Annotated in this window: 21 protein-coding genes; 10 read left to right on the forward strand and 11 right to left on the reverse strand. The window is 68.6% G+C overall.

Translation table 11 applies throughout. The features are described from left to right. Genes EMA09_RS08410 through EMA09_RS08420 form a run of 3 tightly spaced genes read left to right on the forward strand, consistent with a single transcriptional unit; the run spans position 1 to position 6,046 of the window. The gene (locus EMA09_RS08410) at positions 1 to 1,632 is read left to right on the forward strand and encodes a class I SAM-dependent DNA methyltransferase (RefSeq protein WP_129840389.1); all 1,632 of its coding nucleotides are present in this window, start codon (positions 1 to 3) and stop codon (positions 1,630 to 1,632) included. Then, the gene (locus EMA09_RS08415; RefSeq protein WP_129840391.1) at positions 1,629 to 2,828 is read left to right on the forward strand and encodes a restriction endonuclease subunit S; all 1,200 of its coding nucleotides are present in this window, start codon (positions 1,629 to 1,631) and stop codon (positions 2,826 to 2,828) included. The genes EMA09_RS08410 and EMA09_RS08415 overlap by 4 nt, the downstream gene beginning before the upstream one ends. After that, complete coding sequence (locus EMA09_RS08420) at positions 2,825 to 6,046, forward strand: type I restriction endonuclease subunit R (protein WP_129840393.1); 3,222 nt, start codon at positions 2,825 to 2,827, stop codon at positions 6,044 to 6,046. Before EMA09_RS08415 ends, EMA09_RS08420 begins: the two co-directional genes overlap by 4 nt. Positions 6,047 to 6,116: 70 nt before the next feature. Here the strand turns inward: EMA09_RS08420 and EMA09_RS08425 are convergent, their stop codons facing one another. The 3 genes from EMA09_RS08425 to EMA09_RS08435 all read right to left on the reverse strand — a co-directional run bounded on the left by EMA09_RS08425 (position 6,117) and on the right by EMA09_RS08435 (position 9,912). Next, the gene (locus tag EMA09_RS08425) at positions 6,117 to 7,517 is read right to left on the reverse strand and encodes a hypothetical protein (RefSeq protein WP_129840395.1); all 1,401 of its coding nucleotides are present in this window, start codon (positions 7,515 to 7,517) and stop codon (positions 6,117 to 6,119) included. Between the two features lie 255 nt (positions 7,518 to 7,772). After that, the gene (locus EMA09_RS08430; protein WP_129840397.1) at positions 7,773 to 8,573 is read right to left on the reverse strand and encodes an ATP-binding protein; all 801 of its coding nucleotides are present in this window, start codon (positions 8,571 to 8,573) and stop codon (positions 7,773 to 7,775) included. Between the two features lie 1,087 nt (positions 8,574 to 9,660). Next, complete coding sequence (locus EMA09_RS08435) at positions 9,661 to 9,912, reverse strand: hypothetical protein (protein WP_129840399.1); 252 nt, start codon at positions 9,910 to 9,912, stop codon at positions 9,661 to 9,663. Between the two features lie 248 nt (positions 9,913 to 10,160). On the opposite strand from EMA09_RS08435, the gene EMA09_RS08440 reads away from it, so the two are divergent. Both EMA09_RS08440 and EMA09_RS08445 read left to right on the forward strand, forming a co-directional pair. After that, positions 10,161 to 10,424: a hypothetical protein gene (locus tag EMA09_RS08440; protein ID WP_129840401.1), complete on the forward strand. Its 264-nt coding sequence runs from the start codon at positions 10,161 to 10,163 to the stop codon at positions 10,422 to 10,424. After that, the gene (locus EMA09_RS08445) at positions 10,421 to 11,416 is read left to right on the forward strand and encodes a hypothetical protein (RefSeq protein ID WP_129840403.1); all 996 of its coding nucleotides are present in this window, start codon (positions 10,421 to 10,423) and stop codon (positions 11,414 to 11,416) included. Before EMA09_RS08440 ends, EMA09_RS08445 begins: the two co-directional genes overlap by 4 nt. Positions 11,417 to 11,749: 333 nt before the next feature. On the opposite strand, the gene EMA09_RS08450 is transcribed toward EMA09_RS08445, so the two are convergent. From EMA09_RS08450 to EMA09_RS08470, 5 genes are all read right to left on the reverse strand, one after another. Beyond that, complete coding sequence (locus tag EMA09_RS08450; protein ID WP_129840405.1) at positions 11,750 to 12,838, reverse strand: hypothetical protein; 1,089 nt, start codon at positions 12,836 to 12,838, stop codon at positions 11,750 to 11,752. 4 nt (positions 12,839 to 12,842) lie between these two features. After that, positions 12,843 to 14,876, reverse strand: a complete 2,034-nt coding sequence (fxlM, locus tag EMA09_RS08455; RefSeq protein WP_240796303.1) for a methyltransferase, FxLD system — start codon at positions 14,874 to 14,876, stop codon at positions 12,843 to 12,845. 26 nt (positions 14,877 to 14,902) lie between these two features. Then, complete coding sequence (locus tag EMA09_RS08460; RefSeq protein WP_240796304.1) at positions 14,903 to 15,922, reverse strand: lanthionine synthetase C family protein; 1,020 nt, start codon at positions 15,920 to 15,922, stop codon at positions 14,903 to 14,905. A gap of 50 nt (positions 15,923 to 15,972) precedes the next feature. Next, a complete protein-coding gene (locus EMA09_RS08465) occupies positions 15,973 to 18,018 on the reverse strand; it encodes a lantibiotic dehydratase family protein (RefSeq protein ID WP_240796305.1) in 2,046 nt (681 codons plus the stop codon). A gap of 81 nt (positions 18,019 to 18,099) precedes the next feature. Further along, positions 18,100 to 18,258, reverse strand: coding sequence for an FxLD family lanthipeptide (locus tag EMA09_RS08470; RefSeq protein WP_129840409.1), 159 nt, complete (start codon positions 18,256 to 18,258; stop codon positions 18,100 to 18,102). A gap of 254 nt (positions 18,259 to 18,512) precedes the next feature. On the opposite strand from EMA09_RS08470, the gene EMA09_RS08475 reads away from it, so the two are divergent. Beyond that, the gene (locus tag EMA09_RS08475) at positions 18,513 to 19,856 is read left to right on the forward strand and encodes a transcriptional regulator (protein ID WP_240796306.1); all 1,344 of its coding nucleotides are present in this window, start codon (positions 18,513 to 18,515) and stop codon (positions 19,854 to 19,856) included. 178 nt (positions 19,857 to 20,034) lie between these two features. On the opposite strand, the gene EMA09_RS08480 is transcribed toward EMA09_RS08475, so the two are convergent. From EMA09_RS08480 to EMA09_RS08495, 3 genes are all read right to left on the reverse strand, one after another. Beyond that, a complete protein-coding gene (locus EMA09_RS08480) occupies positions 20,035 to 20,904 on the reverse strand; it encodes a Scr1 family TA system antitoxin-like transcriptional regulator (RefSeq protein ID WP_168220670.1) in 870 nt (289 codons plus the stop codon). Between the two features lie 336 nt (positions 20,905 to 21,240). Continuing rightward, positions 21,241 to 21,681, reverse strand: a complete 441-nt coding sequence (locus EMA09_RS08490; protein WP_168220671.1) for a roadblock/LC7 domain-containing protein — start codon at positions 21,679 to 21,681, stop codon at positions 21,241 to 21,243. Positions 21,682 to 21,728: 47 nt separating this feature from the next. After that, positions 21,729 to 22,373, reverse strand: coding sequence for an ATP-binding protein (locus EMA09_RS08495; RefSeq protein ID WP_129840415.1), 645 nt, complete (start codon positions 22,371 to 22,373; stop codon positions 21,729 to 21,731). 184 nt (positions 22,374 to 22,557) lie between these two features. Here EMA09_RS08495 and EMA09_RS08500 point away from each other — a divergent pair, with 184 nt between their 5' ends. The 4 genes from EMA09_RS08500 to EMA09_RS08515 all read left to right on the forward strand — a co-directional run bounded on the left by EMA09_RS08500 (position 22,558) and on the right by EMA09_RS08515 (position 26,152). Further along, positions 22,558 to 23,457 carry a helix-turn-helix transcriptional regulator gene (locus EMA09_RS08500; RefSeq protein ID WP_129840417.1) on the forward strand — a complete coding sequence of 300 codons (900 nt, stop codon included), beginning with the start codon at positions 22,558 to 22,560 and terminating at the stop codon, positions 23,455 to 23,457. Positions 23,458 to 23,466: 9 nt separating this feature from the next. After that, the gene (locus EMA09_RS08505) at positions 23,467 to 23,667 is read left to right on the forward strand and encodes a DUF397 domain-containing protein (RefSeq protein WP_129840419.1); all 201 of its coding nucleotides are present in this window, start codon (positions 23,467 to 23,469) and stop codon (positions 23,665 to 23,667) included. A 173-nt stretch (positions 23,668 to 23,840) separates the two neighbouring features. Continuing rightward, positions 23,841 to 25,247, forward strand: coding sequence for a helix-turn-helix transcriptional regulator (locus EMA09_RS08510; protein ID WP_129840421.1), 1,407 nt, complete (start codon positions 23,841 to 23,843; stop codon positions 25,245 to 25,247). Next, positions 25,244 to 26,152: an aminoglycoside phosphotransferase family protein gene (locus tag EMA09_RS08515; protein ID WP_129840423.1), complete on the forward strand. Its 909-nt coding sequence runs from the start codon at positions 25,244 to 25,246 to the stop codon at positions 26,150 to 26,152. Before EMA09_RS08510 ends, EMA09_RS08515 begins: the two co-directional genes overlap by 4 nt. Positions 26,153 to 26,200 lie beyond the last annotated feature (48 nt).

Raw genomic sequence — 26,200 nt, forward strand, 5'->3', positions numbered from 1 at the left:
ATGCCCCCGCGCAAGCGAGCCACCGCCGGTCAGGGCGAACTGCCCGTCGTCTCCAGCACCAAGGAGATCCAGGACATCCTGTGGAAGGCTGCCGACAAGCTCCGCGGCTCCATGGATGCCGCCCAGTACAAGGAGTTCGTCCTCGGCCTGGTCTTCCTGAAGTACGTCTCCGACGCCTTCGCGGAGCGGCGTGCCGAGCTGGCCGCCGACCCCGAGCTCGCGGAGATCCCTGAGCACCGCCGCGGCGCCTTCCTGGAGGAGCGCGACGAGTACACCAAGAAGGACGTCTTCTGGGTGCCGCAGACAGCCCGCTGGGACTACATCGCCGAGAACGCGGCCAGCGCGGAGGGCGGCGTCGGCAAGCTCCTCGACGACGCGATGGACGAGGTGATGAAGGCCAACAAGGCCCTCACCGGCGTCCTCCCGAAGATCTTCAACCGCGACAACGTCGACCAGAGTCGGCTGAAGCAGCTCGTCGACCTGATCAGCGACGCTCGCTTCACCGGGCACGGCGACCGGCCGGCACAGGACGTGCTCGGCGAGGTCTACGAGTATTTTTTGGAGAAGTTCGCGAGAGCCGAGGGCAAGCGCGCGGGCGAGTTCTACACCCCGGCGAGCGTGGTGTGCCTCATCGTGGAGGTTCTGGAGCCGTACGAGGGCCGTGTTTATGACCCGGCCTGCGGCTCGGGCGGCATGTTCGTCCAGTCCGGCAAGTTCGTCACCAAGCGGCGCGGCCGCGACCACAGTCACGACATCGCTGTGTACGGCCAGGAGGCCAACGAGCGCACGTGGCGTCTGGCGAAGATGAACCTCGCCATCCACGGCATGGACCCCAAGGGCGTCGGCGACCGCTGGGGCGACACCTTCGCGGACGACAAGCTGGCCGATCTCAAGGCCGACTTCGTCATGGCCAATCCGCCGTTCAACATGTCCGACTGGGAACGCAAGGCCGACGACCCGCGCTGGAAGTTCGGCGCCCCGCCGCAGTCGAACGCCAACTACGCCTGGCTTCAGCACATCGTGTCGAAGCTGGGTGACCGGGGTTCGGCCGGCGTTGTCCTGGCGAACGGCTCCATGTCCTCCAAGCAGTCTGGAGAGGGCGAGATCCGCGCAGCGCTGGTCGAAGCCGACCTGGTCGCCTGCATGATCGCGCTCCCGGGCAACCTGTTCCGGACGACGGCGATCCCGGCGTGCCTGTGGTTCCTCACGAAGGACAAGACCCCGCAGGGTGCCAAGGCGATGGAGGACCGGCGCAGCCAGGTGTTGTTCATCGACGCCCGGGCGATGGGCACGATGATCGACCGCACGGAGCGCATCCTCACGGACGAGGACCTGGAGAAGATCTCCGACACCTATCACGCGTGGCGCGGCACTAAGTCCGCAAAGGAGAAGGAACTCTCGTACGAGGACGTACCCGGCTACTGCTACAGCGCCTCGCTGGAGGAGATTGCTAAGCACGATCACGTGCTCACGCCGGGGCGTTATGTCGGCGCGGCAGAGGCCGAGGAAGATCCAAATGCGGAGCCGGTGGAGGAACGCGTCGAACGCCTGACGAAGGAACTTTTTGCCGCGCTTGACGAGTCCGCGAGGCTGGACGCTGTGGTGCGCGAGCAGCTGGGGAGGATCGCGTGACCAAGCGTATTTTGGAGGGCCTTTGTGAACTGATTGTCGACTGCAAGAACCGCACGCCACCCGAGGCGTCGCAAGGTGAGGGAATCGCCTTCGCTATCGGCACCCCCCATATTGTCGACGGACGTATTCGCCTTCAGGATGCAAAGCGGGTGACTCAGGAGACATTTGAAACCTGGACGGCCCGCGCTGTGCCACGTGCAGGCGACATCGTTTTGACAAGGGAAGCCCCTGTTGGTCGCGTGGGAAGAGTCGAGGAGGGCATGAAGGTCTGCCTCGGCCAGAGGACAATGCTCCTACGCGCTGACGCTGCGGTAGCGGATTCGCGATTCCTGCATTACCTCCTTCTCAGCGACGAGGTGCAGGCCACACTCCATGCTCACGCGTCTGGTTCGACAGTTCCTCATCTGCGAGTTGCGCAAGTTCGAACTCTCCCAATTCCTGTCATTCCTTCTCTTGATGTCCAGAAGCAGATCGGTACGGTGCTTGGGGGGCTGGACGACAAGATTGCGGCCAACGAGCGCGTCGCGGAAAAGAGTCTGGAGCTTGCTGATGTCCAGTTCAACCGCGCCGCCCAGGGGCTGGACTTCGGTGCCGAAACTTTCGGTTCCGTTGCAGCTGTCGTCGGCGGCGGTACGCCCAGCACCAAGGCCGAGGATTATTGGAGCGGTGGGATCGCGTGGGCGACACCCTCGGATGTGACCGCACTGTCCTCGCCGTATCTGTTCGAGACCAGTCGGACGATTACTGCGGCTGGGCTGGATAACTGTGCGTCGCAGTTGTATCCAGCGCACTCAATCTTCATGACGTCACGAGCAACGATTGGAGCATTTGCTCTGCCTCAGATTCCCGCTGCTGCGAACCAGGGGTTCATTGTGGTGCTGCCCCCGAGTAGCGAAATGCGATGGTGGCTGCTGCATGAGATGCGATCTCGCGTGGACGAGATGATCAGCCTGGCCAATGGTTCGACTTTCTTGGAGTTGAGTCGCAAGAACTTCAAGGCAATGCCGATTAGGCTTCCAAGCGGCGAGGGGCTCGTCGAATTCGCGCGGATTGCTGATTCACTCCATCAGCGAGCTGCTCAGGCGTCTGCGGAGAATCGCGCTCTTGTTGCTCTCCGCGACACCCTGCTCCCCCAACTCATGTCCGGCAAGCTCCGCGTCCGTGACGCGGAGCAGATCGTGGAGGACGCCGTATGACGAGCGACCGCGCGAAGCGCGACGGCAAGATGACCGAGGCCACGTGGGAGAGCTTGGCCATGGAACAGCTTGCCGAGCTCGCCTGGGAGGTGAAGGAGAGCGAGGACATCGCTCCCGGAACCGGGCACCGGGTGGACTGGGACGACCTGGTCCTGCACGACGAGCTCAGGGGGGCCATCGAGCGGCTCAACCCCGAGCTGCCGCCCAAGGCCGTCCGTGACGCTCTTCGCATCGCGACCGACGTGAGGTCCGCGGAGGCGTACCCGGAGAACAAGCAGGCGCACGCCTACATGGTCTCCGGCATCCGCCTCACGTACACCGACGACTTCGGCGCTGAGCAGAGCCCGACCGTCCGCCTCGTCGACTTCAACAACGCTGACGCGAACACATACTTTGTCGTCAAGCAGGTCACCCTGCGGGACAACAACGGCGGCCACCGCCGCTTCGACGTCGTCCTCTACATCAACGGTCTTCCGCTGGCCGTCGTCGAACTGAAGAGCGCCGCCGCCGAGAACGCGACGCTCAAGGACGCGCACGCGCAGATCCAGACGTACGTTGCCGAGTTCCCGATCGCGTTCCGCTACAACGTCCTGTGCCTCGTCTCGGACGGCATCACCGCGAAGTACGGCACCGTCTTCACGCCGTACGAGCACTTCGCCCCGTGGAACGTGGACGAGGACGGCAAGCGCGTCGACACCAATGCCCCCGACTACGACGGCCTGGAGGCGTTGAACCTCGCCCTCTACGGGCTGTTCACCCACCCCCGTTTTCTCTCCCTGACGGCCAACTTCGTCAATTTCACGCCGACCAGCAAGCGGATCGCCAAGCCGCACCAGTACTTCGCCGTCACCAAGGCTGTGAACGCGATCGTCGAGGCGTCCCGCAGCAACGGTCAGGCCGGCGTGGTCTGGCACACGCAGGGCGCCGGCAAGTCCGAGGAGATGGTGGAGACCTCCGCGCTGGTCTCCCGACACCCGGCGCTGAACAATCCGACCATCGTCGTGGTCACTGACCGCAACGACCTCGACGACCAGCTGTACGAGACGTTCCAGGACAGCACGACCCTCCTCCGCCAGGCACCCCTCCAGGTGACCACGCGCGAGGAACTGCGCACCGAGCTGTCGAGTCGGCGCACCGGCGGGATCATCTTCACGACGCTGCAGAAGTTCGGGCTCACCCCGGAGGAGAAGGCCACCGGCGGCGGTCATCCCCAGCTCTCCGAGCGCCGCAACATCCTGGTCATCGTCGATGAAGCGCACCGCTCCCACTACGACAGCCTCGACGGGTACGCCCGTCACCTGCGTGACGCACTTCCGTACGCCACGCTTATCGCCTTCACTGGCACCCCCATCTCTAAAGCGGAGGCGGACACCCGGGCGGTGTTCGGCGAGTACATCGACATCTACGACCTCAAGCGGGCCGTGGACGACGACGCCACCGTGCGCGTCTACCACGAGCCGCGGGTCATCGACGTCTCCCTCTCGCCCGGTCTCGACCCCGACGCACTCGACGAGCAGGCCAACGCGCTGACCGAGGGCATGGATGACGCCGAGCGCCGCCGGGCGGTGCAGTACGCCGCCACCATGACCACGGTGTACGGCGCGGACGACCGGATAGCGACCCTCGCCGACGACCTGATCGCACACTGGGAGCAGCGCCGCGAGCTCATGAAGCCGCAGATCGGCGGCCCCGGCAAGGCGATGGTCGTCTGCGCCACCCGCGAGATCTGCGTACGGCTGTACGACGCCCTCGCCGAGCGGCGCACCGACTGGGCGAGCGACAAGGTCGACGAGGGCGTCATGAAGATCGTCTTCCACAGCGACCCTACCGATTGCGAATTCCTTCGCAAGCATGGCCTGCGCAAGTCCCAGCAGAAGATCGTTCAGAAGCGCGCCAAGGACCCCGACGACGCCCTCGAGCTGCTCATCGTCCACTCGATGCTGCTCACCGGGTACGACGCTCCGCCTATCCACACCCTCTACATGGACCGCCCGATGCAGGGCGCGAACCTCATGCAGGCCCTCGCCCGCGTCAACCGTCGCTTCCGCGGCAAGCAGGACGGCCTCCTCGTCGGCTACGCCCCGCTCACCGACCACCTCACGAAGGCGATCGGCGAATACTCGCCTAGCGACCAGGAGGATCAGACGCTCGGCGCAGACATCGAGCGAGCGATCACCCACGTCAAGAACGAACTCAACGAGATCAAGGGGCTTCTGGCCGGCAGCCGCTGGAAGGAATTTCTCGCCGACACCACGCACCCGGAGCCCCGCAAGCGCGCCCTGCGGCTAGTTTCCAACTATCTCCGCGACCCAAGGACCCCCGGCAATCAGGTGAAGGGCGACGCTAAGCCGTTGTCCACGAAGTTCAAGGAGAGCGCCTACCGCCTGGAGCGCTACTACCGGATCTGCTCCATGAGCCGAGAAATCGTCGAACGCTGTGAGGACCTGGAGGACTGGCGGCGCGACATCGCTTTCTTCACCGAGGTCCGCGCCTGGATGGTCAAGCTCGACGCCGCCGACCGGGAGGCGAAGGGCGAGCCGCTCTCCGCGGAGGTCCAGCTTTACCTCAAGCAGCTCGCCGCCTCCGTCGTCGACGCCGACGACATCACCGACCTGTACGAACAGGCCGGCATAGGAAAGCTCGACATCACTCACCTCAACGAGGCCCAGCTGCGTAAGCTGGAGAACTCTGAGACCCCGCACCTCGTCGCTGAGGCTCTACGGCGCCTGATCCAGCAGAAGATGCGCGAGGTCACCAAGCACAACATCGTCCGTTACGAGAGCTTTGCCAAGCGCCTGGACGACCTGATGAGACGCTACATGCTCCAGCAGCTCACTAGCGCCCAGGTAATTGCTGAGCTGGCCGTGATGGCAGCGGACATCTCCGCTGAGGCCCGTCGCGGTGAGAGATTCGACCCGCCCCTTAGCCACGCCGAGCTTGCCTTCTACGACGCTGTCGCCCACCGCGACATGGCCAAGCTCATCGCGGGCGGGGACGACACCCTCGCCCGGATCGCCCGCGCGCTCGTGAAGGACATCCGGGAGAACCTGTCCGTCGACTGGCTTTCCCGGGAACCTGTCCGAGCCAAGCTTCGCTCCCGCATCCGCCGCGTGCTCGCGAAGTTCGACTACCCCCCGAAGGGGGAATACAAGGCCGTCGACCTGGTCCTCAAGCAGATGGAGACATTCGCGCAGGAGTGGGCGCCCAAGGCGAAGTAGGTATGGCTCCCGGCATGGTTGGCGGGGTGCCGAGGAGAGATCCGGTCGCGTAGTACGCGAAGCGGCCGGATCAGTCCTGATCGCCAGCGTCAGGAGCGCCTCGCCGCCATTGCTCCAGGACCAGCCAGAAGTCACGGGGCCAGGACATGGTCCGAGGGTCGAAGGAGTAGTTCTCGAGCGTTGTCGATCTCCACAGGACCTCGGCATGCTCCGCCTCGTCCCCAAGGAGTCGGGCGGTCGCCAGGTGGTCGCGCGCTGCGCCGTAGTCTCTGCGCTCCGCGGCATTCACGAGAGCGGGCCAGAGCTCCCATACCAGGAACTGTTGCAGGGCTCGCAGGTGATCGCCGGCCTTCTGACAGAGCGAGTCGGCAACGTTCCGGTCCACCTCGTCTGCCTGACGGTCGAGTTCATAGAGCTTGTCGTCATCCCAACCGTGCTTTTCGACGAGCTCCCTCCAGAAGGTCCAGGAGTGCTCTGCCTTGGCACGCGCGTAATCTTCCAGCTCCTCCCGAGTGAGTCGGGGAATATCCAGATCACCTCGCGTCTCGAGGTCGGAAGTGCTCGACGTCGGACTGGCCTCGTCGCCGTACCTGATCTGCGTGAGGGCTTCCAGCAGGCGGAGCGAGGACGCGACCTCCTCGTCACGGACCAGACCGCAGATGTCGGCGATGTCCTGAGCAACCTGGTTCCAGTCGCTCTCCGCGATGTGGTTGTCGAGATCATCGGCCAGCCAGTCCGCCGAGCCGCGGCCACGGAGATCGTCCAGAAGCCCCTCCACCTTGGAATCGAGGCGCCCCGTGACTGCCGCAGGGGTCTCCCAGTCGTGTCGTGCTGCTGCCTCCTGCTCCGCGCGTGTGGCGGCGTCTCGCTGTTGGTCACGAGCCGCTCGGGCGGAGGGAAGGCGGGTCTGCAGGGCCCGCATCTCCTCTGCCTTCGCCGGGTCGATCTGGTCCAGCAGTTCAATCGCCTGCATCCGGTGGCCGGCTTGAACGACAGAGTCAGATGCCACGCGGCACAGCAGACCCGTCGCGTTCTTGGGGGCACGCTGCCCCACGGCGACGGCCAGGGCGAGACGATCTTTGCTTGCCGCACCCGGGTGTGCCGCAAGCCGCTCCAGAGCTGTCGGTACGTAGCCAGCAGGATGCTCGTGCTCGGCGAGGGCCAGACCGACTCTCATACGTGTCGTGAGCGGGGCCGTCTCGTCCTGGGCGAAGAGCTGCGCGGTCCACACGGCCCACCCCTCACGTACCGCGTTCGCCAACCAGCTCCAGCCGTTCTTGGGCAGCAGGTGTCGGGCTTCCGCGTAGCCGACGTCGTTCGCGCGATGCACCAGGGCGTCAGCTGCGCGGTGCCGCAGACCTGCCGGGAGGCCCTTGGTGCCTGCGACGTAGCAGAGGCCGACGGTGTAGTCGGCGCTGGAGTACGCCGGCCGATCGACATTGACCCCGGACAACCGCAGGATGCGTTGCAAGTCCTCGTACCAGGGTCCTGGAGTCTGAACCATGAATGTCGCCGCAGCGAGTGCAGAACCTCCACGGACCATGCACGCTGTCAGGGCGGATGTCCGCCAGGCGTCACCGAGTGACTCGTCGGCCAGGCGGACAAGGCAGGTCGTGACGAAGTTATCTGGCTGTCTGCGCTGGGGCGGCACGTCGCAGTCCGGCAGTAGCTCGGGCCTCTCCGCGCCCACCATGGCGTACCCCCTTGATCGACAGCCGTGGGCATCCTAGCTCTGTAGCGCTCGGGCCTTGTCGCGACGATGTTCGTGGGGCGCGTGACGGATACAGCGACCGAGCGATCCCTTGGCCGGGATGGGTGGGGTGGATACGAGCTTCCCGGAGGCGTGTTCGTGTAGCGCGGCAGCGCGCAGGAGAGTGAAGAGGTGCCTCCCGCTCACTTGATCGACGGGACTCCGGAGTCGGGAGGCAGTCTTCGCGGTGCATGAACGGACGCCCTCGCTGACCTGCAGCGATTCGCTGAGCGTTCTCAGGTTGGGAGGCATGCGTGAGTGAGGCTGATGATTACCCGCTGACCTGCAGTGATGGGGTTTTCTCCAAGCCCCCTGCAGTTCGGCGGGCAGTCCGGTCAAGCCGGGCTGCAGTGCCCGCGCCAGCGCGGCCAGCCCCGCGTCGACCGCTGCCGCGTCGTCGGCAGTCACCCACCACCGCAGTTTCTCGCTGCGCCGGCCGGCCCAGTGCGCGGCGAGGGCCGATTTGCCGACCCCGCCCAGTCCGTGCACCGCGTGCACGATGACCTTCCCGGGCCGGGTGAAGGCTTCCTCCAGCGCAAGGAGTTCGTCGGCGCGGCCGACGAACAGCCCCGCTGCGATGTTCGACACCCCGCGGTCTGCGGCATCGTCCGGGATCGGCGCATACGCCTCCGGCGGGAGCACGAACGCCTGGTCCGCCGTGATGTAGTGCGTCGACGAGCCGGTCACGTCGCCGCCGGCGGCGATCCCGCCTTCACTTGCGTGGACCCCGGCGGGTGCCGCCGGCGGCCCCGGCATCTGCTCGGGTCTTGCAGTCACGGCCGGTACTCGGTGTGGGAATCGTCGATGTTCCCGCCCGCGACGATGGCGCCGTTGCTGCCCGTCACCCCCGGCGTACCACCGGGCGGAGCCGGCCGGGGCGGGGGGTGTCGGTCCGCTGTACCGGGTCGAGGAACCAGTCACGTTCCCCCGTGCCACGATCGCCCCCCGCTGCCCGGTCACCGGCTCCGTCGCCCCGGGTGACGGAGGCACCGCCGGAGGGGCACCGGGTGTAAGCGGGGCACGGCCCGACGCGCGCAGCTGCCACAGCGCCACCCCCACCGCGGCGACTCCGGCCACCGACCCGACGCCACCCCAAGCCTGCCCGGATCCCTCAGGATGCGCAGCCGTCACCCACACCAACAAGCCCACCGCCGCGCCCGCTCCCAGCAGAGCAAGCCCTCACCAGCACACCCGCCGCCAGTTCGTCATACTCCATGTTCACCCCAGAAACATGATCATGTCCGCAATAGTGCACGACTACCGGGGCGCCATCTGCCCGGTCCCGGGCCTCCACGGCCTCACGCAGACGCTCGCGCACGCCAAGTGCGCTGGAGGCAGCGGGCCGCGCTGTGCGTCCGACGGGTCCGGGTACTCGTCGGTTGCCGAGGCGCGACCACTGCGGCCGAGTCACTGCTGCCGGCCGGTCCGGCCGGTCTTCACGGTGTCGCCCTCCCCGCTCCGGGTGGTCGGGGTACGGGGGGTGCAGGGCGACGGCCGGCCCCAGGTCGAGGCGCTTGTCCATGTCCAGGCGGAAGGTGCCGTACGGGCGCGTTGTTGCCGGTCAGCAAAACTGGTGGGTGCCGCGGCTTGACGGCGGGGAAGACACCCACCGCCGGCCAGCAGGATCACTGCGGCGCGACCGAGGCATTTCGACCCTCCGGGCATCGACGAACCATCACCCAGTAGGAGGTGCCCACACCCACCGGCACCGCAGGCAAGCCGCAGTGCAGCCGTAACGGTTCAACGGCGTCACGGCAGAGGTGTTCCATTCTCGTAGCCGGTCAGGACGACCGAGCAATGCGGCGCTTCAGGCGGACTCCGAGCACCGTACAGTCTGAGTCCTTCGCCTCGGACACGCAGGCACTCAGGACTCGGCGTCCCCGGAGGGGTCATCCACCGCCGGAAGTCGCCGCTCCTCCCCCATGGCACGGCACGCCTTCTCGTACCAGTCCACCGGCACGATCACCGCTTGCGCCTCCTGATAGCGCACTGCCTGGATGTGCTCACGGCCGTACTGCACGCGGCCCATCACCTTGACGATGTTCTTCCGCAGGTCCGCGGACTTCACCTGCACGGTGCGCGGCGGACGGTTGCCGCCCTCAGTCTCGTTCGACATAGCCACATCGTACGGGTGCCCCTTGTTGTACAACATCTACCTGTTGTGCAAAACTGGTCGTAGCCCGGCGGGCACACGAGAGCCCGCAGCCAGCGCTGCTACCGCTGGCCACGGGCTCCCACCCGACCACCAGCCACTACTGGAGGACGAGCTGTGCGCAACCCTAGCCTCGGGCCGCCCCTGAACGGCCCTCGGCACCTCGCAACGAGGTGCCCTCTCCCCGTCGGCGCCGCTGCCGGAGGTGCGCGATGACCAAGCGCAACCACCGCACGGTCGCGTCGATGGCCCGTCGCGCCAAGGCGGCCGTGGGCACGGTCGTCAACAGCGACGAAGGCCGCGCGGCGTGCGCCGCCCACGTCAAGCTCTTCGAGCAGGTCGAGTTCACGGAGGGCGGAGCTCCCTACGCGAAGCGGCTGAAGGCCGCCACGATCTGCAACGGCTGCCCGCTGCGTGCCCACTGCGGGTTCCGGGTCACCGTCCCCAACCGGAAGCCGAAGGGAGGCCAGGAATGACCCGTCGCGACCGCCGACGCACGATCGGCGCAGCACCCAAGAGCGTCCAAGAACGCGTGCGAACACAGGCTGCCGTGATCGCCGCGGCCGTGTTCACCATCTTCCTCCCGATGGTCCTCGTCGTGCTGGCCACCACCTCGGCCTGGACGGGGTGGGTGAACGTCATGGCGATGCACACCTACCTGGACCGTCCCGGCACCTTGCCGGGCGCGACGTGGGCCGTCCCGATCGCTGTGCAGGCCTTCATCATCGTGGGAGAGGCGACCATGGTGTTGCACTCGGTGCTCCGTCGCCGATGGATCATGATCAGCGGTGCCACAGCCACCGCCCTCGGGTATGGCGTCGAGATCGGGGCGCACATCCACTACGGAGAGAGTGCCGACACCGTCGTCACCATGGTCGTCGCCGCTGTGGCCTGCGGCGGCGGCTGGGCGTTGGCGGCCGCTCTGATGGATCGAGGGGTGGAAATCGCCGACGAAGAACCGGCGGGCGACGAGCGATCCGCCACCACCGGCACGTCGATCACCACGATCCCCGACGACGGCGGGGAGCGCGACCAACCCCGATCCGGCGCCGACCAAGACGTTCCGAGGCGCGATGCTCCCCTCAACGAGCGGACCACCGCCCCCGACGCCGAACCCGAGTCGGCCCCGACCCCGTCACCGCTGGTCCCGACACGGAAGCCCGACGCCACCGATGCGGACACTTCCTCAGCGGCCGGCGTTCTCCCGCCCAAGCCGAACGCCAGGAAACGGCGATCTCATGCGGAACTGCTTCGAGAGGTTCGCGCGCTGGACCCCGACCGCACCACGCTGAGCCCCAACTACGTCGCCGAGCGGATCGGCGTCTCCTGGACCAGCGCCAAGTCGCTGCTCAGCGAAGTCGGGCGCCTGGCGACGGCAGACCAGCGGACCGGTGCACGAAGGACCCCTCCGCCCACACCGACATGGTCGGCGCCGAGAACTTCGTGGTCCACGGGCCAACGTCCGTAGCACGCGTCATCCGGCACCCGAAGGCGCCGCCGGCATCCTCCCGATGCCGGCGACGCTGCGGCCCGGCGAAACCGGCATCGCCGGTACTTGGTTGACGAGGCGAACGAAATCCCGTCTCGCGTGGCGAAGCCGCGCGTGGCCTGCATCGACCAGCTCACGGGCGACGCGTACATCGTCGAGACGGGCACCCACTCGTTCCGGCTCTCCGGACCCGGTTCCAGCCTTCCGCAACAGCCGGCTGTGTTCATCAAGACCGCCGCCGCCGCGCCAGAGGCCGTTTGCTCCGATCCGAGACAGAGGTGCGTTGGACCCGAGACCGGCAATCAGCAGCTGTCACAAGAGCTCGCCGAGCGCGGCTTCCGCCGTGTCGGTGGCTTGGGTGAGAATGTGCAGATAGGTCTGTGGGAGGCTCCCCGCGCCGAGCCCGGCTACGGTGATCGAGGTACCCAGTTTCTGTTTCTGCTCGTCGGTGAGGTGGGCCGCTTCGCTGTGCTGCAGGACTTCCCGGGCAGCGTACGCGTCGTGCCGCGCGCTGTCGGCGACAGTGTCACGAAGGACGATGCCCGCGGTGTGGTCGTGGTCGAGTTCGAGTGCGGCAAGTCCGGCCCGGGCGGCGAACACGGCAGTTGCGGGGTCGTGCGCCGTGTTCAGGGCGAGTACCTCCCGCAGGACACGATCCAGCTCCGCTCGCGGCGTTGGCGAATCCGCGGCCCGACAATGGGCGCGCAGGAGCGCCGCGACGGTGTTCTCCCAGGGCTCCGCGGGGGTGGCGGACTCGATCATGGCGTGAGCCTGTTGGGTGAGGCCGCGTTCCATCAGCGACATGATGGTGATCTGGCGGCCATCGAGAAGTCGGTGCCCGACGCCGCGGTGTGCGGCCATTGCCTCGGCTGCCTCGGTCCAGCGGCCGGTGCGGGCCAGCGCCCTGGCGCCGTCGATGAGCAGGGTGATCCACAACTCCTCGCAGATCTTCCTGTGATCCCTGTCGGTGCCGGTCAGTGGGGCGAGATCGACGGTATGGCCGCGGATCTCGACTGCCCCGCGTCCCTTCGCGGCGCGGTAGAGCCGCTGGAGTACCTCGTAGGCGGCATCGCCGTCACCATCGCGGGTCAGCAGGCGGGAGATGTTGACCAGGGGCATGAGTGACATGACGGCGATGGTCTCGGTGAGACGCCCGGCATGCGCGAAGACCTGGTGCTGCCGCCAGCACAGGTCGGTTGCCAGGTGGGGCATGCCGACGTCGGATGCGATCAGCGCGGCGTAGTTGAGGACCCCGCTGGCGCGGGCCACCAGGTCGTGGTGGCTCGCCCCAGCGGGAGCGACAGTCAGCTCGGTGAGGTGGGTGAGGCGCTCATGCAGCGGGAGGGCCGGAGCCTTGGGCCGGCGGACGAGCGGGATGCGGCTGGCTATCGCGGGGATCATCGGCTCATCCCTTGCGCGGCCAGTCGACCACGAGGCGGCTGTTCGTCTTGTCGATGACGAAGCGCGGCTCGGAAGCTGTCAGGTGTTCCCTGGCCTGCCCGACAGCCATGCGGAAGCTGGGGCGGGGTGCGGTGTTGCCCCACCCCGCGTTCCAGTCGCGGATCTCGGTGGCGACCTGGTCGGTGAGCCCAGGGGCATGAGAACCGTGACCGATGACGCCGAGTTCCCAGTAGCGTCCCTGCTCGTCCTCGTCCTCGCGAATGGTGAGGTAGGCCAGGGAGTCGCCGTCGAGGGCGGCCATGGAACCCCAGCTGAAGTGCGGGGCGAAGCCGGGGCGTGAACCGGGCATGCGGGACAGGCCGTTCGGCAGCGTGCACGCCAGGTACAGGTAGAGCCATTCGAACGGGTCGCCCTGGCGGAACTTCACGTCCGTCCACACCCTGGCGGAGGGCTGGTCGAGGACGGTGCGGATCGCGTCGCGGTCGAGGTCCTGCTCGCTGAACGTCTCCAGGCGGACGTTGCCCTCTCCTGCCATGTGCACGGGGGTGTAGATGTCGTCGCAGACGCCCTTGCGCAGGGGCACGAAGGTGGCCATCTCGCAGGAGACGGTCCGCCAGGTGTCCCCGTCCCGCTCGAACGCGAAGGAGCGGGAGATGCTGCCACGGATACGCATCGGGAGGACGAGGCGTCCGCCGGGGGCGAGCTGATCGAGCAACCCGGTGGGGACGTCGCCGGCGCCGACGGTGAACTGGATGCGGTCGAAGGGGGCATGCTCGGGGAGGCCGGCGGCGCCGTCGCCCAGCACGACGGTCACATTCGTTGCTCCGGCCTGTGCGAGGTTCGCTCGGGCGCCCTCGACGAGGTCCCGGTCCACGTCCACGGTCCACACGTGGCCGCCGGGCGTCACGAGCCGGCCGAGCAGGCCGGCGTTGTAGCCGGTGGCAGCTCCGGCCTCCAGGACCCGGTGGCCGGGCTGGGCCTGGAGCTGTTCCAGCTGGGTCGCGACGATGGAGGGCGCGGAGATGCAGGAGATCATCTCCCCGGTCCCGTCGGCGTGCTTGATGGGTACCGCGTCTTCGGCGTACGCGGCCTCCAGGTCCACGCCCGGGAGGAACCGGTGGCGCTCGGCGGCGCGGAACGCGGCGGTGATTGCGGGGGTGCGCAGGTGTCCGCCGTCGGTGAGGCGGGCGACCAGTGCGTCGCGCAGTTCGGAGGCGTCGGTAGTCAGGGTGTTCTCCATGCGGGGCAGAGTAGGGGGCGGGGAGGTGCGCCGGTGGGCGGACACGTCCGCGACGAAGACGGCTTGACGAGCCAGCCAGGCCGTAGCGGCTTGCTCCTCGACCGTCACGCCCGTGCGGTTCAAGGCGAAGATCGCATGGTGGGCGAGGACGGCGCGCAGTCCTCGCGTCAGCACGCCGTCAGCGGCCAGGCGGGCCAGCTTCGACCCGGCGGCGGCGAAGGCAGCGACGCGCTTTCCCCAGGCGGGGCTGGCGTCCGGGCGTCGTGTCGCGTCTGCGGTCATCAGGCGCCGCATGGCCGTGACCGCCCGATCGAGTGATGGGCCGGTCGGCGGGGTGACGGGCGGCCGCAGCGCGGCGAGCTTCGTCCACACATCTCCGGTCTCGAACGGGTCGAGTCCGGCCGATCGGAACATGGTGGACAGCAGCAGAACGCAGCGTTCGCGTGCTCCGTGGGCTCCCGTCTCGACCAGGGCCGACGGGCTGTCCGCGCACCACAGGTCGTGCGCGATTGCCATGCCTGCGCTGCCGCCGAACGCCTCGGTCTCCGGTTCGTAGATGCCGCTGGTCCAGCGGCTGATCAGTTTCTCCGCGAGGAGGGTGTTCAGCCGTTCGGCTGCGGGTTCCTCAGTACGCAGCCGGAGGCCACCGTCCTTGCGCAGGAAGTGGTATCGCCGATCGTGCAGGGCGGACGCCAGTGCCGTGGCGGTCTCACGGCGATCGGTACCGCTCGGGAACATCACAGTGGCGTGCCACCAGCCGTCCTCCCGTAGGAGGAGGAGGTGTTCGTCGTCGTCCAAGGTCGCTCCTTGTGGTGGAGGGTCGATCAGGTGATCAGCAGAGCGCGGGTCCAGCCGGTGCCGTCCGTGCCGTCGAGCGCCAGGCGGGCGCCGGCACGGCCTTCTAGGAGGCCGGGTTTGGTCAGCCGGTGCAGATCGGTGGTCAGGCGCTGGTGCAGGGTGGTGACGAGCGAGCCGAACCGGCGGGGTTCCGGGCTGTCGGCTGCGATGGAGCGGGTGACGGTCAGAAGTCCGGCCCAGCCGTGGCACAGCGAGGCATCCGTGACGCGGTCGAGAACGGCTGGGTCGCGCAGTGCGCGCACGGCAGCGTCTTCGGCGGTGCGGCACCGGGTGGGGTCGCCCAGGGCGATGCCGGCCAATTGCTGGGTGCGTGCGTTGCCGAGTCGGCCGTAGCACCAGGAGGGGCGTGTGGGTGGGGCTTCGGGTGGTGCGTGCCCCGTCAAGTGATCACGGGTGGTCCAGTACCAATTCCCGTACGCGTCGAGCCAGCGTGCCATGACGCCGATGGCATCGAGTTGCCCCGGCACCTGGACCCCGCACCGCACGGCGAGGGACAACAGGGCGAGAGGCCCCGCGATGCCGTGTGCGATCCCGTTGTTGCCGTGACCGCCGGGCATCTCCTCACCTCCTGGGCCGGACTGCGCCCACCAGCCCGGCACCTTGCGGTCTCCGGCGCGGACCGGCCGCGCCAGGGAGACGAGGTGGCCCAGCAGCTCCCTCAGCAGCGGTGGGACCGGGTCACGGGTGAGGAGCAGTGCACCCAGTCCGGTCAGCCCCCGTATGAGGTCCCATTCCGCGAGGTGCGGCAGTACGCCAGTGGCCTGACGCTGACGCGCGGCGGCCAGCCGGTCAGTGACGACCCGGTCCACGGCCTCGCTGACGCCAGGGTGATGGGGGCGCCCGGCCCGGCCGAGTACGAACTCCAGTGCTGGCGCGCCGTGGAACAGGGAAGCGTTGCCACCTGTGCTCACACCCGGCGAGACGGCCAGCCCGAGGTGGTGCCGGGCGGCGGCGCCGTCACCGCGCTCGACATGCCACAGCGCCACCCCGAGATCGCCTTCGGACAGCTCTTGTGTCCCCGGCGGGACTGAGGCCGTCACGAGCGGGCCAGTGGCACGACGATGCTGTGCGCCCGCCCGCCGATCCAGCCGTCCGCGTCCGGCGGCGGGGCCTCGTAAAGCGTCGCGACGCCGGTTGGGCTGGCGTCGAGGTGCACCCGCAGCACATCCAGGTGCATGTCCTGACGAAGATCCAGCGGGAGCTGCTGGTCATCCTCGGCCAGCAGAACGCCGTCCGGCACGTGCCACCGATCCATCCAGGCGTGCAACCGTGAGGTCCACTCCCCGAGTGGCGCGGCGCGGCCGGGCAGGTCCCGCGCCCGCAGCTTCCACCGGGCGGACACCAGCACCGAGCGCCGGTGGTGCAGGGCCGGAAGGAACGGCAAGGTCCAGGCTGCGCCCCAGTCGAACCCCGTCACCTGTGGTGTCGCGGCCCGGCTGATCTCGGCCAGGAACCGGGCCGCCGGAGGGGTGTAGTTGTTCCACACGAAATTGATCGCGGTCGGCGCGAGCAGTTCAAGGCGCGTGCCGGTGGCGGCCTCAGCGAGGTAGAGGCGGCCATCACGGATACCGACCGCCAGGTCGGAGGGGAAGAGCACGCCTGGCGCATGATGCCGGTGCTCGCCGATACTGACCAGCCGTGGCAGCGCCTGTGGGGCGCGGGTGAGCAGGTCGGCAGGGACACGGCCGGCGTGGAAGGACAGCTGTGCGAGTTGTGCGCCGGGCTCGACGGTGGGCAGATCGGCGTACGCCATGTCGGCGCCGGGGAACAGGTGCCAGAACCGGCCCGTCATCGCCCCGGCGGCGCGCGAGACGGCCGATACCCGAAGACGGAAGTCGCCGCGGTCGAGCGCCCGCGTCGAGCCGGCCTGGATGTGGAAGCACAGGTCGAGATGCGGCGGGGTGAGCGCCGATGTGACGGGCGTACTGGCAGCGGCCTGCAGTTGCTCGATCATCGCTCCTGACAGGATCACTGCCCGGCGGCCCTCGACGGCCGCCTCACCAGCCAGCTCCAGAAGCAGCCGGTCGCGCCGGGTCATCGGGCGCGGAGGCGATGCGACCCGGTCGAACCCTTCGGGGAGGCCCAGCCCCGCCTCGGGGTCTGTGACCAGGTCCAGCGGAATCTCGGCGCCGTCGCCATAACGGTCGGCGAACTGTTCGGCGTAACGGCTCCAGGCCGGGGTCCCCGCTGGATGTGTGGCGAGCCGCGTCAGGATTGTCGCGGCGGTCCCTGCCTCCGTCACCACCGCACGGGGAAGCCGCACCGTGGCGTCGAGGCGAACATCTGGCGCGCTCAGGTGGCTGCGGGCGTGCTCGCGCAGCCCGGGCGGCAGGCAGGCAGCCGGGTCCACGGCGGTGGCGGGCGCCCGCAGCGACGAACGCAGCAGCCTCACCTGAAGAAGCTTCGTGATCAGCCGGGTCCGCTGCTGGCCGGCCGTCCCAGGGAACGCGGCGGCGAGCTTGTCCGTGAGAACCCCGCAGGGGACGGGTGACCGGGCCGTGTCGAGCACCAGCGCAACCGCCGGCGTAAGCGCGAGCGAGATCTCCGATGCTCCCTCGGACGGGACGTACACGCGCCCGCCACGCTGACGCGCCAGGTTGTTGACGCAGATCTCGACGGAGGCCATCCGCTCGGCGTCCGCCTCCCAGCGGCTGATCGCCGTATCGAGCGCGACGGGGTCCGGACGCGCGACCACCCGGTGCCCCTCCCCGACGCGCACCTCGGACGTGTCGCCGAAATCGCCGAGCAGCGCGACGCCGGCGAACAGACCGAACGGGGTCGAACGGCGCGCGTACCGGATCGCGTACCGGGCTGTGGCCAGCGCTGCCCGGCGGACCCGACGTACTCCCGGGGTGCGACCGCCGAGGATGGATGCGACCTGGCGCGCCAGGTCAGGACTGGCAGTGGCCACTGCCTGCCGAAAGGACTGGTCGGTCCACACCGTGTTCAGCCACGAGCGCCAGTGTTCCAGCGGGGCGGCGGGGCACGGCCAAGGCGGCATGTCAGGACCGGTGAGGTTCACCGCGGCGCGCAGCATCCCGCCCCCGGCGTTTCCGTACAGGCTGTGGCGCGCACGTGTCATCACCGCGCTCCTTTCAGTCAGCAGGAAGAGCGCGGGCTGGACGGCTGGCTTCGTCCAGCCCGCGCCGGCGAACCGAACCAGCTACGAGGTGGCGCAGGCGCTCGGGCACGAAGCCCCGCAGTTGTCACCGGTGCTGCACATCAGCACCGTCTCGGTCGCCGGCGTGCCCTCGATGAAGGTGATGTCGAGATCGAAGGGATCGGTGTTGGTGTCGGTGGTGGCGGCTTCCGTTGCGGGCATGGTCACGGGATTCCTCCTGCTGAGAAACCGGGGGCTGTGGAACCCCGCCGCGCTGCCGGATTGGCGCCATGCGCGGCGGGGTGTGTCCTCACGATGGCGCACGGACCATGACCGGGGAATGGGCTCGTGCGGTGCTCGTGTGGTGCTTGTGCGAGCACCACACGAGCACCGCACGAGCCCATTCCGCAGTCGGTCTGTGACCGCTACCGTCGATCTGATCGGGCACCGCACTCGTCCTCACCCACGGGGAGCAGATGACGCATCCGCTGACCCGGGCGCTCCTGGCCCGCAACGTCACCACCAGCCGGTTCGTGCGCGAGCTGGCCGTGCTGGCCCGTGAGCGAGGCGCGTACATCAGTCCCGGACGAGCGGAGGCATACCGCTGGCAGGGCCGCTGCAAAGACAAGCCGCGCCGACCGGAAGACCACACTCAACGCCTCATCGGCGAGTGGCTGGGACTTCCCCCCGAGGCCGTGGACCCCCGCGCCTGGCCGCATTGGCTGGAGTCCGACCCACTCCAGCACCCCCCCGACCACCCATGGACGCCGTCCGGTGCCCTCGCCGCGCTGACACAGGTGTCCGGGGAGGAGACCGACATGGACCGCAGATCGTTCACCCTCACCGGAGGCGCCCTCACGGGCAGCCTGCTGGCGTGGCTCACCACCGACCCAGCCGCCGCCGGACAGATCACCAGTGCCCGCCGCATCGGCGAGACGGCCGTCGCCCGCATCGAGCAGCGGGTCGGCGAACTGCGCCGCGCCGATGACACCGGCGGAGGCGGCCAACTCCTCGACCACACCGCCACCCTCCTGCGGCTGGTCACCCGGCTGCTGCGCGACCGCAGCTACACCGACGCCCACGGCCTTCGCCTGTATGCCGCCGCCGCCGACCTCGCCCGCCAGCGCGCCGCCGCCCGGTTCGACGTATACGACCGATGCGACGACGGCCTGTTCGAGGTGGCGCTGCGCGCCGCGCGGACCGCCGGGGACGACGCCCTCGGCGCCAATATCCTCGGTTTCTGGGCAACGGCCGCCGCCAACACCGGCCGCCCTCGGGACGCTGAGACGATGGCCACCGCCGCCCTGGCCACCGTACGGGGCCGCACCACCCCGCGGGTCGAGGCGCTCCTCTCCATGCGGCGCGGGCGCGCCCGCGCCCATACCGCGCACCCTGGCTGCTGGGCCGATTTCGATCATGCCGAGACCCTGCTCGATGGTGCCGATGCGCATGGAGACCAGGACCCGGAGTGGATCTACTGGTTCGGCCCGACCGACGTCGGCGCCGCACGAGCCAGCAGCCACCGCGACCGCGACCAACCCAGCTCCGCCGCTGAGCAGTTCGCCCACGTCGCCCATGCCTTCCCCCACCGGTACGTGCGCGACCGCGCCCTCTACCTCACCCGCCAGGCCGACGCCGAATACGCCGCCGGCCAGATCGAAGAGGCGTGCGCCACCGCGGACCAGGCACTCACCCTCACGCAGACCATCACCTCGCGCCGCACCACCGCCCCTCTCCTCGAACTCGCGGCCAAGGTGCGCACGTCAACTTTCCCCGCCGCCCGCGACTTCCACGAACGCGCCCAAACCGTCCTCACCTGACCCCCGCCAGCCGCGACCGGACAAGCCAGCAGGCCACGGCGGCGTACGTCCGACAAGTGCCCGGTCAGGGCTCCTGCGCGGGCCGAGGGAGGGCACGCAGAAGTCGGTGCAGGCGTGCGGCGCCCCGCAGTGTCCGGGTCGTCGTTCGTGGGGCGGTGGTGCCGGTCATGGTGGGGTGTCACCCGAACTCTGTCTCAGAGCAGATGCGTTGAGTGGTGATGTCATAAGCCCGAGGGCCGTCCGCGACGACGCGGCGCACCGCGTCGAGGCCCTGCTGGTGCGGCAGTGCGGCGGCCTCGGCGCTATCGAGTCCTGTCTTCAGCCAGCGGGTGTCCGGGCCGGAGAGGTAGGTGACGACGTGGTCCTCGGTCACGTGCAGGGTGGCGCTGTGCGGCAGGTGAAGTTCCGTGAGGGGGGCGGGCACGGTGATGCCGGCCTGGATGGGGACGACGCGCAGGGTGATCCGCCGCTCTTCGGCGAGGGCGAGTACGTGGGCGAGTTGCTCGGTCTGGCCCGCGCGGGCCAGGAGCGAGTCCTCGATCAGGACGGTGAGCGTGCCAGCCGGGAGCTGGTCGTCCTCGGGCGGGGGCTGGTGGCCGGCCAGCAGGGCTGGCGGGCGCACGTCCATGGCCTTGTAGGCGTCCACCAGCCGCCGGTGTTCAGCGGGTGATGTCAGGGCCGCCGGCCAGACGTAGGTGATCCACACGCGCGCCGAGCGGGCGCATGCCTGCACCGCGCGCAGCCGCTCCAGGGGCCGACCGCTGAGGTCCACCGCGTGGTGCCAGTCCCCGCCGTGGTGCAGGCTGCGCATCTCGCGCATGATCGCGGCCGGCCGCTGGCCGAGGCGGGCGGCCACGATCGCCGGGATGTCGGGACGGGCCGTACGGTGCCCGCGTTCGGCGCGCGAGAGGGTGCTGGCGGAGATGGACAGGGAGGCAGCGACCTCTTCCAGTGTCAGGCCGGCGCGGTGCCGGAGGTCCCGCAGGTAGGCACCGGTCACGATCGCTGCGACGGACGGACTGTCGCAGCAGTTCTTCGAGTGCGTCACATCGCCTCCCGGGCGAACAGGCCGGGCCGCAGCGTGCGGGAGCATCGGTCGCAGGACGGGCAGGTGTCTCACAAGTCTGCTCGGTTTCGGGGTCGGTCGTGTCCCGGGCGAGAGGCCGGGACACGGAAGCGGATCGAGTGATGGTGGGCGCAGCTGCGTGCAGCGGGCATGAGAGCGCACGGGTCGGTGAGGGCGCACGGACCCGCCGCACTCCCCCGGTGGTGTCGGCGATCGGCAGCGTGGCGAGGTCGAGCGTCTGGCGGGACGGCCGTGCCCGGCCGCCGGTGGGCGCGTGGGTACGGACCATCCCGCGGCGCTGCCGCCCTTCTGCCGCAGTCACTGTCCGGCGTCGCACTCATGGGCGGAGAGGACGCGGCGCAACCCGTTGACGGCGCGCGTGGTCGCCATGGTGACGAGGCCGACCTCCGGGCTCGTCATCGGTTCGCTGACGGAGACGGCGATGTAGACCCGGGGACCGGCCGCGAACATCAGCACGGTGTGGTCGCCGAGGTCGACCACCGACTTCTGCCACGGCATCTGCTGGTCGAGCGGCCCGCCGCAGAACTCGCTCAGGGAACGGCTGAGGTTCTGCAGCCCGGCGAGGGTCGCGGCGGTGCGCTCGGCCGCGTCGCGCGACAGGCCGTCGGACGAGGCCAGCAGCAGGCCGTCGGAGGTGAGCAGCAGGGCGTTGGCGGCAGCGGCGTGCTCGGAGGTGATGCGGTTGAGCACCCAGGTCATGTCGGTGCTCTCGACCGTGGGCCGTTCGCTGTCAGTCATCGTGCTGTTCTCCCAACATGTCGAAGCCGTAAGTCCGCTCCGGCCGGTCATCGCTCATCGCCCAGGAGCGCCCAGACCCGCTTCTGCCGCCGCTCGGGGCACGGCTGGAACCCCCAGTCCCGGGAGACGGCCGCGACAAGGGCCAGTCCGCGCCCCTGCTCGTCTTCATCGCTTGCCTGCTGGAGAGACGGCACCGCGTAGGGCGCTCGGTCGGTCACGACGAGCATCACTCCGCTACCGCCGGGCAAAAGCGTCATCTCGATCGGCACCGGCTTACCCCTGGACTCACCGTGCGAGATCGCGTTGTTGAACAACTCGTTGCCGACGATCTGGGCGATCGCCGTCAGCCCGCCGGGTAGGCCGCAGCCGCCGCAGAACTCAGCCAGAGCACGCCGGAGCTGGACAGCGCTCCTGGGCACGCCGGGAAGAACGAGCACGTACCAGGACGGCGGTCCGAGTGTCGGCTCGCAACGGGGAAGCGGACGTTGGCGAAGCGGCATGTGGCCTGCCCCGCCGATCGGGGACTGGTCGCGCGAGGCAGCGGCCGCCGCGGACAGTCCGACGACGGTTTCGATTCCGCGGACCATCCGACGCACCAATCGCTCCACGGACAGGAACGAGGCAGCGCGGAGTGAACTGAAAGTCACGATACGTTGAGCGGTCATTGACCGGTGGACTGTCGTCTCGGTCATAACTCCCCCTGGAATTGCCGTGGGGCTGGACTGCTCGGAGTATGGCAACGGTCCTCTCGCCGCGTAACGTGCGCGGCGTAAGTGTCCGCATGGGCGTTACGTCGATCACTCACCCACTCCCTGCTCGGTTGTTCCGCCGTGTAACTTGCATGGCGACACCGTTAGGGCAGCGAGGGAGCACGCGATGACGGACAAGGAGTCCGTGACGGCAGACAAGTCGAACGGGCCGACCGGGCCCACAGCGAGGCGTCGGCAACTCGGCATCCGCCTGCGGGCACTCCGTGAAACAGCCGGCCTTACCGTGGAACAGGCCGGCAGCGCGGCCGGAATGTCCAGCGCCAACGTCTCCCGGTACGAGCGAGCCCGCGGTGGAGTCCGGTGGAACCAAGTCGACCAGTTGTGCCGTGTGTACCAGGCCACGGACGACGAACGCCGCGCTTTGATCGACCTGGCGAAGCGTTCCAAAGTGGTCGACGGCTGGTGGGTGCCTTACGCCGGGCGGCTTCCCAGCCCGATGAGGCTGCTGCTCGCCATCGAGGACGAGGCTTCACGTATCAACCAGTACACGGCCGGCGTCGTCCCCGGACTTCTGCAAACGCTGGAGTACGCCAGCGCCATCAAGGAGACACCCGGCAGCGAGCTGCCGCCGGACGATGTCACCGACTACCTGTCGATGAGGATGAAGCGCCAGCAGATCCTCGCCCGGCCCACCCCGCCGACGCTCGACGTGATCATGGACGAGTCGGTACTCCACCGCGTGGTCGGCAGCCCCGGCACCATGACCGACCAACTCGATCATCTGCTCCAGCGAGGCCGTGACCCGCACATCGACATCCGAGTCCTTCCCTTCGCTGCCGGTGCCTACGGAGCTGCCCTCAGCAGCTTCCTCATCTACGGCGGGCAGGACCCGTCCCTCGACGTGATCTTCATTGAGACGTCCGCCGGCTCCTTGTTCCTGGAGGAGCCCGAAGCTCAGGCTCAATACGCTCGCGCCAGCGACTTCCTGCGCCGTGAGGCGCTGGACCCTGACGCCTCGGCACAGCTCATCGCCGAAGCCCGCAAGATGCACATGCACAACAAGTGAGGACCTACCGTGGCTGAACCCCGCCCGATGTGGCGCAAGAGCTCCTACAGCGGCACTCCCAGCAACGAGTGCGTGGAGTGCGCGCTGTCCCTGCCCAGCGTTCTGGTACGGGACTCGAAGCGCCCCGACGGCGCGCGCTTCTCCGTCTCGAAGGATGCATGGAGCGGCTTCACCCGCGCGGTCCGGGCCAACACCCTCTGCTGCGACTGAGGGGCTGGTGCCGCGTGAACGGCCCAGTGCGCCGCCTGCAGGCCACCGGGCCGTTCCGTCTCCGGACTGCGCGAGGGACATGGGATGTTTCCCAACACCCGCAAAAACCGTTGAGCGATGCGGACAATGTGATGCGGACACCGGTGTCCGCATCGTTACGAGCGAGGAAGCTCATGCCTCAGCGAGAACGCCCCCTGGACGACACCACATCCCTGGCCGCCTGGTTCGGGGTCGAGCTGCGGAACTGGCGGAAGACCCGCAAACTCAGCACCGATGCACTGAGCGAAAAAGCGCAGGTCAGCGCATCCCTCATCGAGCGGATCGAGAAGGCGCAGCGATCATGCAACACGAAGCTGGCCTCGCGCCTGGATGACGTTCTGGAAGCCGGCGGCGCGCTGCGAAGGCTGTGGCGACGAGTTGAGCTGGACACGGACACAGACGCTGATGCGGACACTCCTCAGGGCGTCGCGGTTACAAGGACCGGTGAAGGGCAGACCGACACTGCACCGGACACTGGTCCGACACATGCCCCGGACTCACCGCTCATGGGGGAGCTGCCACCAGTGGAACGTCGTTCCTTCCTCACCCTCGGTGGCGGCGTCGGCGCCGCCCTCACCTCGGCGTCGCTCTCCACGCTGTTTCCGCGGCTCGGTGCCGAACTCCCCAGGCAGGTCCGCGCCGAGGACATCGAGCAGATCCGCACAGCAGCCCGGGGGCACACGACCTGGGACGCCCGGTACGGCGGCGGGGGCCTCGTGCGCGCGACCGCGATCGGTCAACTCATCTGGGCACACGGGCTGCTCGGCGTCGAATGCCCCTCCCCACTGCGCCCGGAGCTGCTCACAGCAGTCGGCGAACTGGCCATGGTCATGGGAGCGAGCGCCTTCGACAGTGGTGATCACCCCCATGCCACTCAGCTTTTGGAGCTCGGCGTCCACTGTGCCGAGCAAGCTGACAACTGGCACCTCCGGGCGAGGGCCTACAGCTGGCGTTCCCGACAGGCCACCTGGTGCGGCTCGCCCGACACAGGGCTGACGCTCGCGGAGACCGGGCTCGTACGCGCGGACCGGCTCACCCATCGAGAGCGCGGAATGCTGCACATCGCCCGCGCCAGAGCGCTGGCGAAGCTGGATGCCCGGCAGGCGGCTCTCGCTGCCATCGGTCGAGCCGACGACGCCTGGAGCCGGTCCGGGGACGGCGAAGACGCGCCCTGGATGGCGCACTACGACTACGCCCAGCACTTGGGCGACACGGGGCACGCCGCCGTCGACCTCGCCGCTCTCGGTCATTCTCCCGACCTGGCCATCACCCGGCTGAAGACGGCCGTCCAACGGCACACCGACGTGTACGTCCGCTCACGCGCTCTGTCCGGCACCAAATTGGCGACGTTGCTCATGACGGTGGGTGACCCGCAAGAGGCGGTCTCGACAGGCCACCGGGCACTGGACGAGATCGGCCAGCTGCGCTCCCAGCGCGCGATCACCGAGGTGCAAGCGCTGGCACAGGCTTCCGCGAAGCACTCCACGAGGCCCGACGTCGCATACCTCCGTGAACGCATCACCGCGACGGTGACTGGATGAACGCACGCCTCGAACAGTCCCGCGCCGTCCTGGGGGAGGTCACCGCGGCCGCGCACCTGTCATCGACAGACGCAGAACCGATCCGGCTCGGTGAGAACGACCTCTGGCGTCTCCCGGGCGGCATCGTGGTGCGCATAGCACGCCCCGGCCAAGACGCCGCAGCCGCTCGTGAAGTGGCGGTGACTCGCTGGCTCTCGGACAACCACTTCCCGGCAGTCCGACCGTTGCCGATCGATCAGCCGATCCATGCCGGCGGCCGAGTCGCGACCCTGTGGGAGGAACTGCCCCCGCATCGTGCCGGCACGACAGACGAACTGGCCGTGCTACTGCGTCAGCTCCATGCTTTGCCAGTTCCTTGTCTGTGCGAAGGGCAGGGAGCTGTCGAGCTCGGACTCCTCGACCCGTTCGTCAGGCTGGCCGACCGAATCCGCGCCGTCGGCGCGGAAACCGTCACCGACGACGTCCGAGGCTGGCTTCTGGACCGGCTGGAGGTGCTGCGGCACGAGTGGGGGGCGCTGCCGGACGGTATGCCCAAGACCGTCATCCATGGCGACGCCTGGCGCGGTAACGTCGCAGCCACCACGGACCGCGCTTACTTGCTCGACTTCGAGCGGACCTCGCTGGGTCCGCCGGAGTGGGACCTGGCCTCCACCGCGGTCGGCTACGACAGTGCGGGCAGTATTTCGAGGAAACAGTACGAACGTTTCGTCGCGAGTTACGGCTTCGACGTCATGACGTGGTCCGGATACGCCACGCTGCGGTCGATACGCGAGCTACGTTTGGTGACATTCGCCCTACAGCTCGCCCCCACCAGCCAGCAAGCCGCCGCTGAGGCCCATTACAGGCTTGCCTGTCTCCGGGGAGCCGCCGGCCCTCGCCCTTGGCACTGGTCCTCCATCACCTGACCGCGGTTCCGTCGGCCGAACAGCGCCTCCTCTTGAGCCTGTGCTGCG

This window comes from Streptomyces sp. RFCAC02 (genome assembly GCF_004193175.1).
In the GTDB taxonomy this organism is placed as follows: domain Bacteria; phylum Actinomycetota; class Actinomycetes; order Streptomycetales; family Streptomycetaceae; genus Streptomyces.

Bases quoted from the DNA above. Each gene is read 5' to 3' on its own strand.
- EMA09_RS08435 (WP_129840399.1), bottom strand. From the start codon at position 9,912: ATGTCGAACGAGACTGAGGGCGGCAACCGTCCGCCGCGCACCGTGCAG.
- EMA09_RS08490 (WP_168220671.1), bottom strand. From the start codon at position 21,681: ATGACTGACAGCGAACGGCCCACGGTCGAGAGCACCGACATGACCTGG.
- EMA09_RS08495 (WP_129840415.1), bottom strand. From the start codon at position 22,373: ATGACCGAGACGACAGTCCACCGGTCAATGACCGCTCAACGTATCGTG.
- EMA09_RS08410 (WP_129840389.1), top strand. From the start codon at position 1: ATGCCCCCGCGCAAGCGAGCCACCGCCGGTCAGGGCGAACTGCCCGTC.
- EMA09_RS08470 (WP_129840409.1), bottom strand. From the start codon at position 18,258: ATGCCCGCAACGGAAGCCGCCACCACCGACACCAACACCGATCCCTTC.
- EMA09_RS08510 (WP_129840421.1), top strand. From the start codon at position 23,841: ATGCCTCAGCGAGAACGCCCCCTGGACGACACCACATCCCTGGCCGCC.
- EMA09_RS08500 (WP_129840417.1), top strand. From the start codon at position 22,558: ATGACGGACAAGGAGTCCGTGACGGCAGACAAGTCGAACGGGCCGACC.
- EMA09_RS08450 (WP_129840405.1), bottom strand. From the start codon at position 12,838: ATGATCCCCGCGATAGCCAGCCGCATCCCGCTCGTCCGCCGGCCCAAG.
- EMA09_RS08515 (WP_129840423.1), top strand. From the start codon at position 25,244: ATGAACGCACGCCTCGAACAGTCCCGCGCCGTCCTGGGGGAGGTCACC.
- EMA09_RS08440 (WP_129840401.1), top strand. From the start codon at position 10,161: ATGACCAAGCGCAACCACCGCACGGTCGCGTCGATGGCCCGTCGCGCC.
- EMA09_RS08475 (WP_240796306.1), top strand. From the start codon at position 18,513: ATGACGCATCCGCTGACCCGGGCGCTCCTGGCCCGCAACGTCACCACC.
- EMA09_RS08465 (WP_240796305.1), bottom strand. From the start codon at position 18,018: ATGACACGTGCGCGCCACAGCCTGTACGGAAACGCCGGGGGCGGGATG.
- EMA09_RS08420 (WP_129840393.1), top strand. From the start codon at position 2,825: ATGACGAGCGACCGCGCGAAGCGCGACGGCAAGATGACCGAGGCCACG.
- EMA09_RS08445 (WP_129840403.1), top strand. From the start codon at position 10,421: ATGACCCGTCGCGACCGCCGACGCACGATCGGCGCAGCACCCAAGAGC.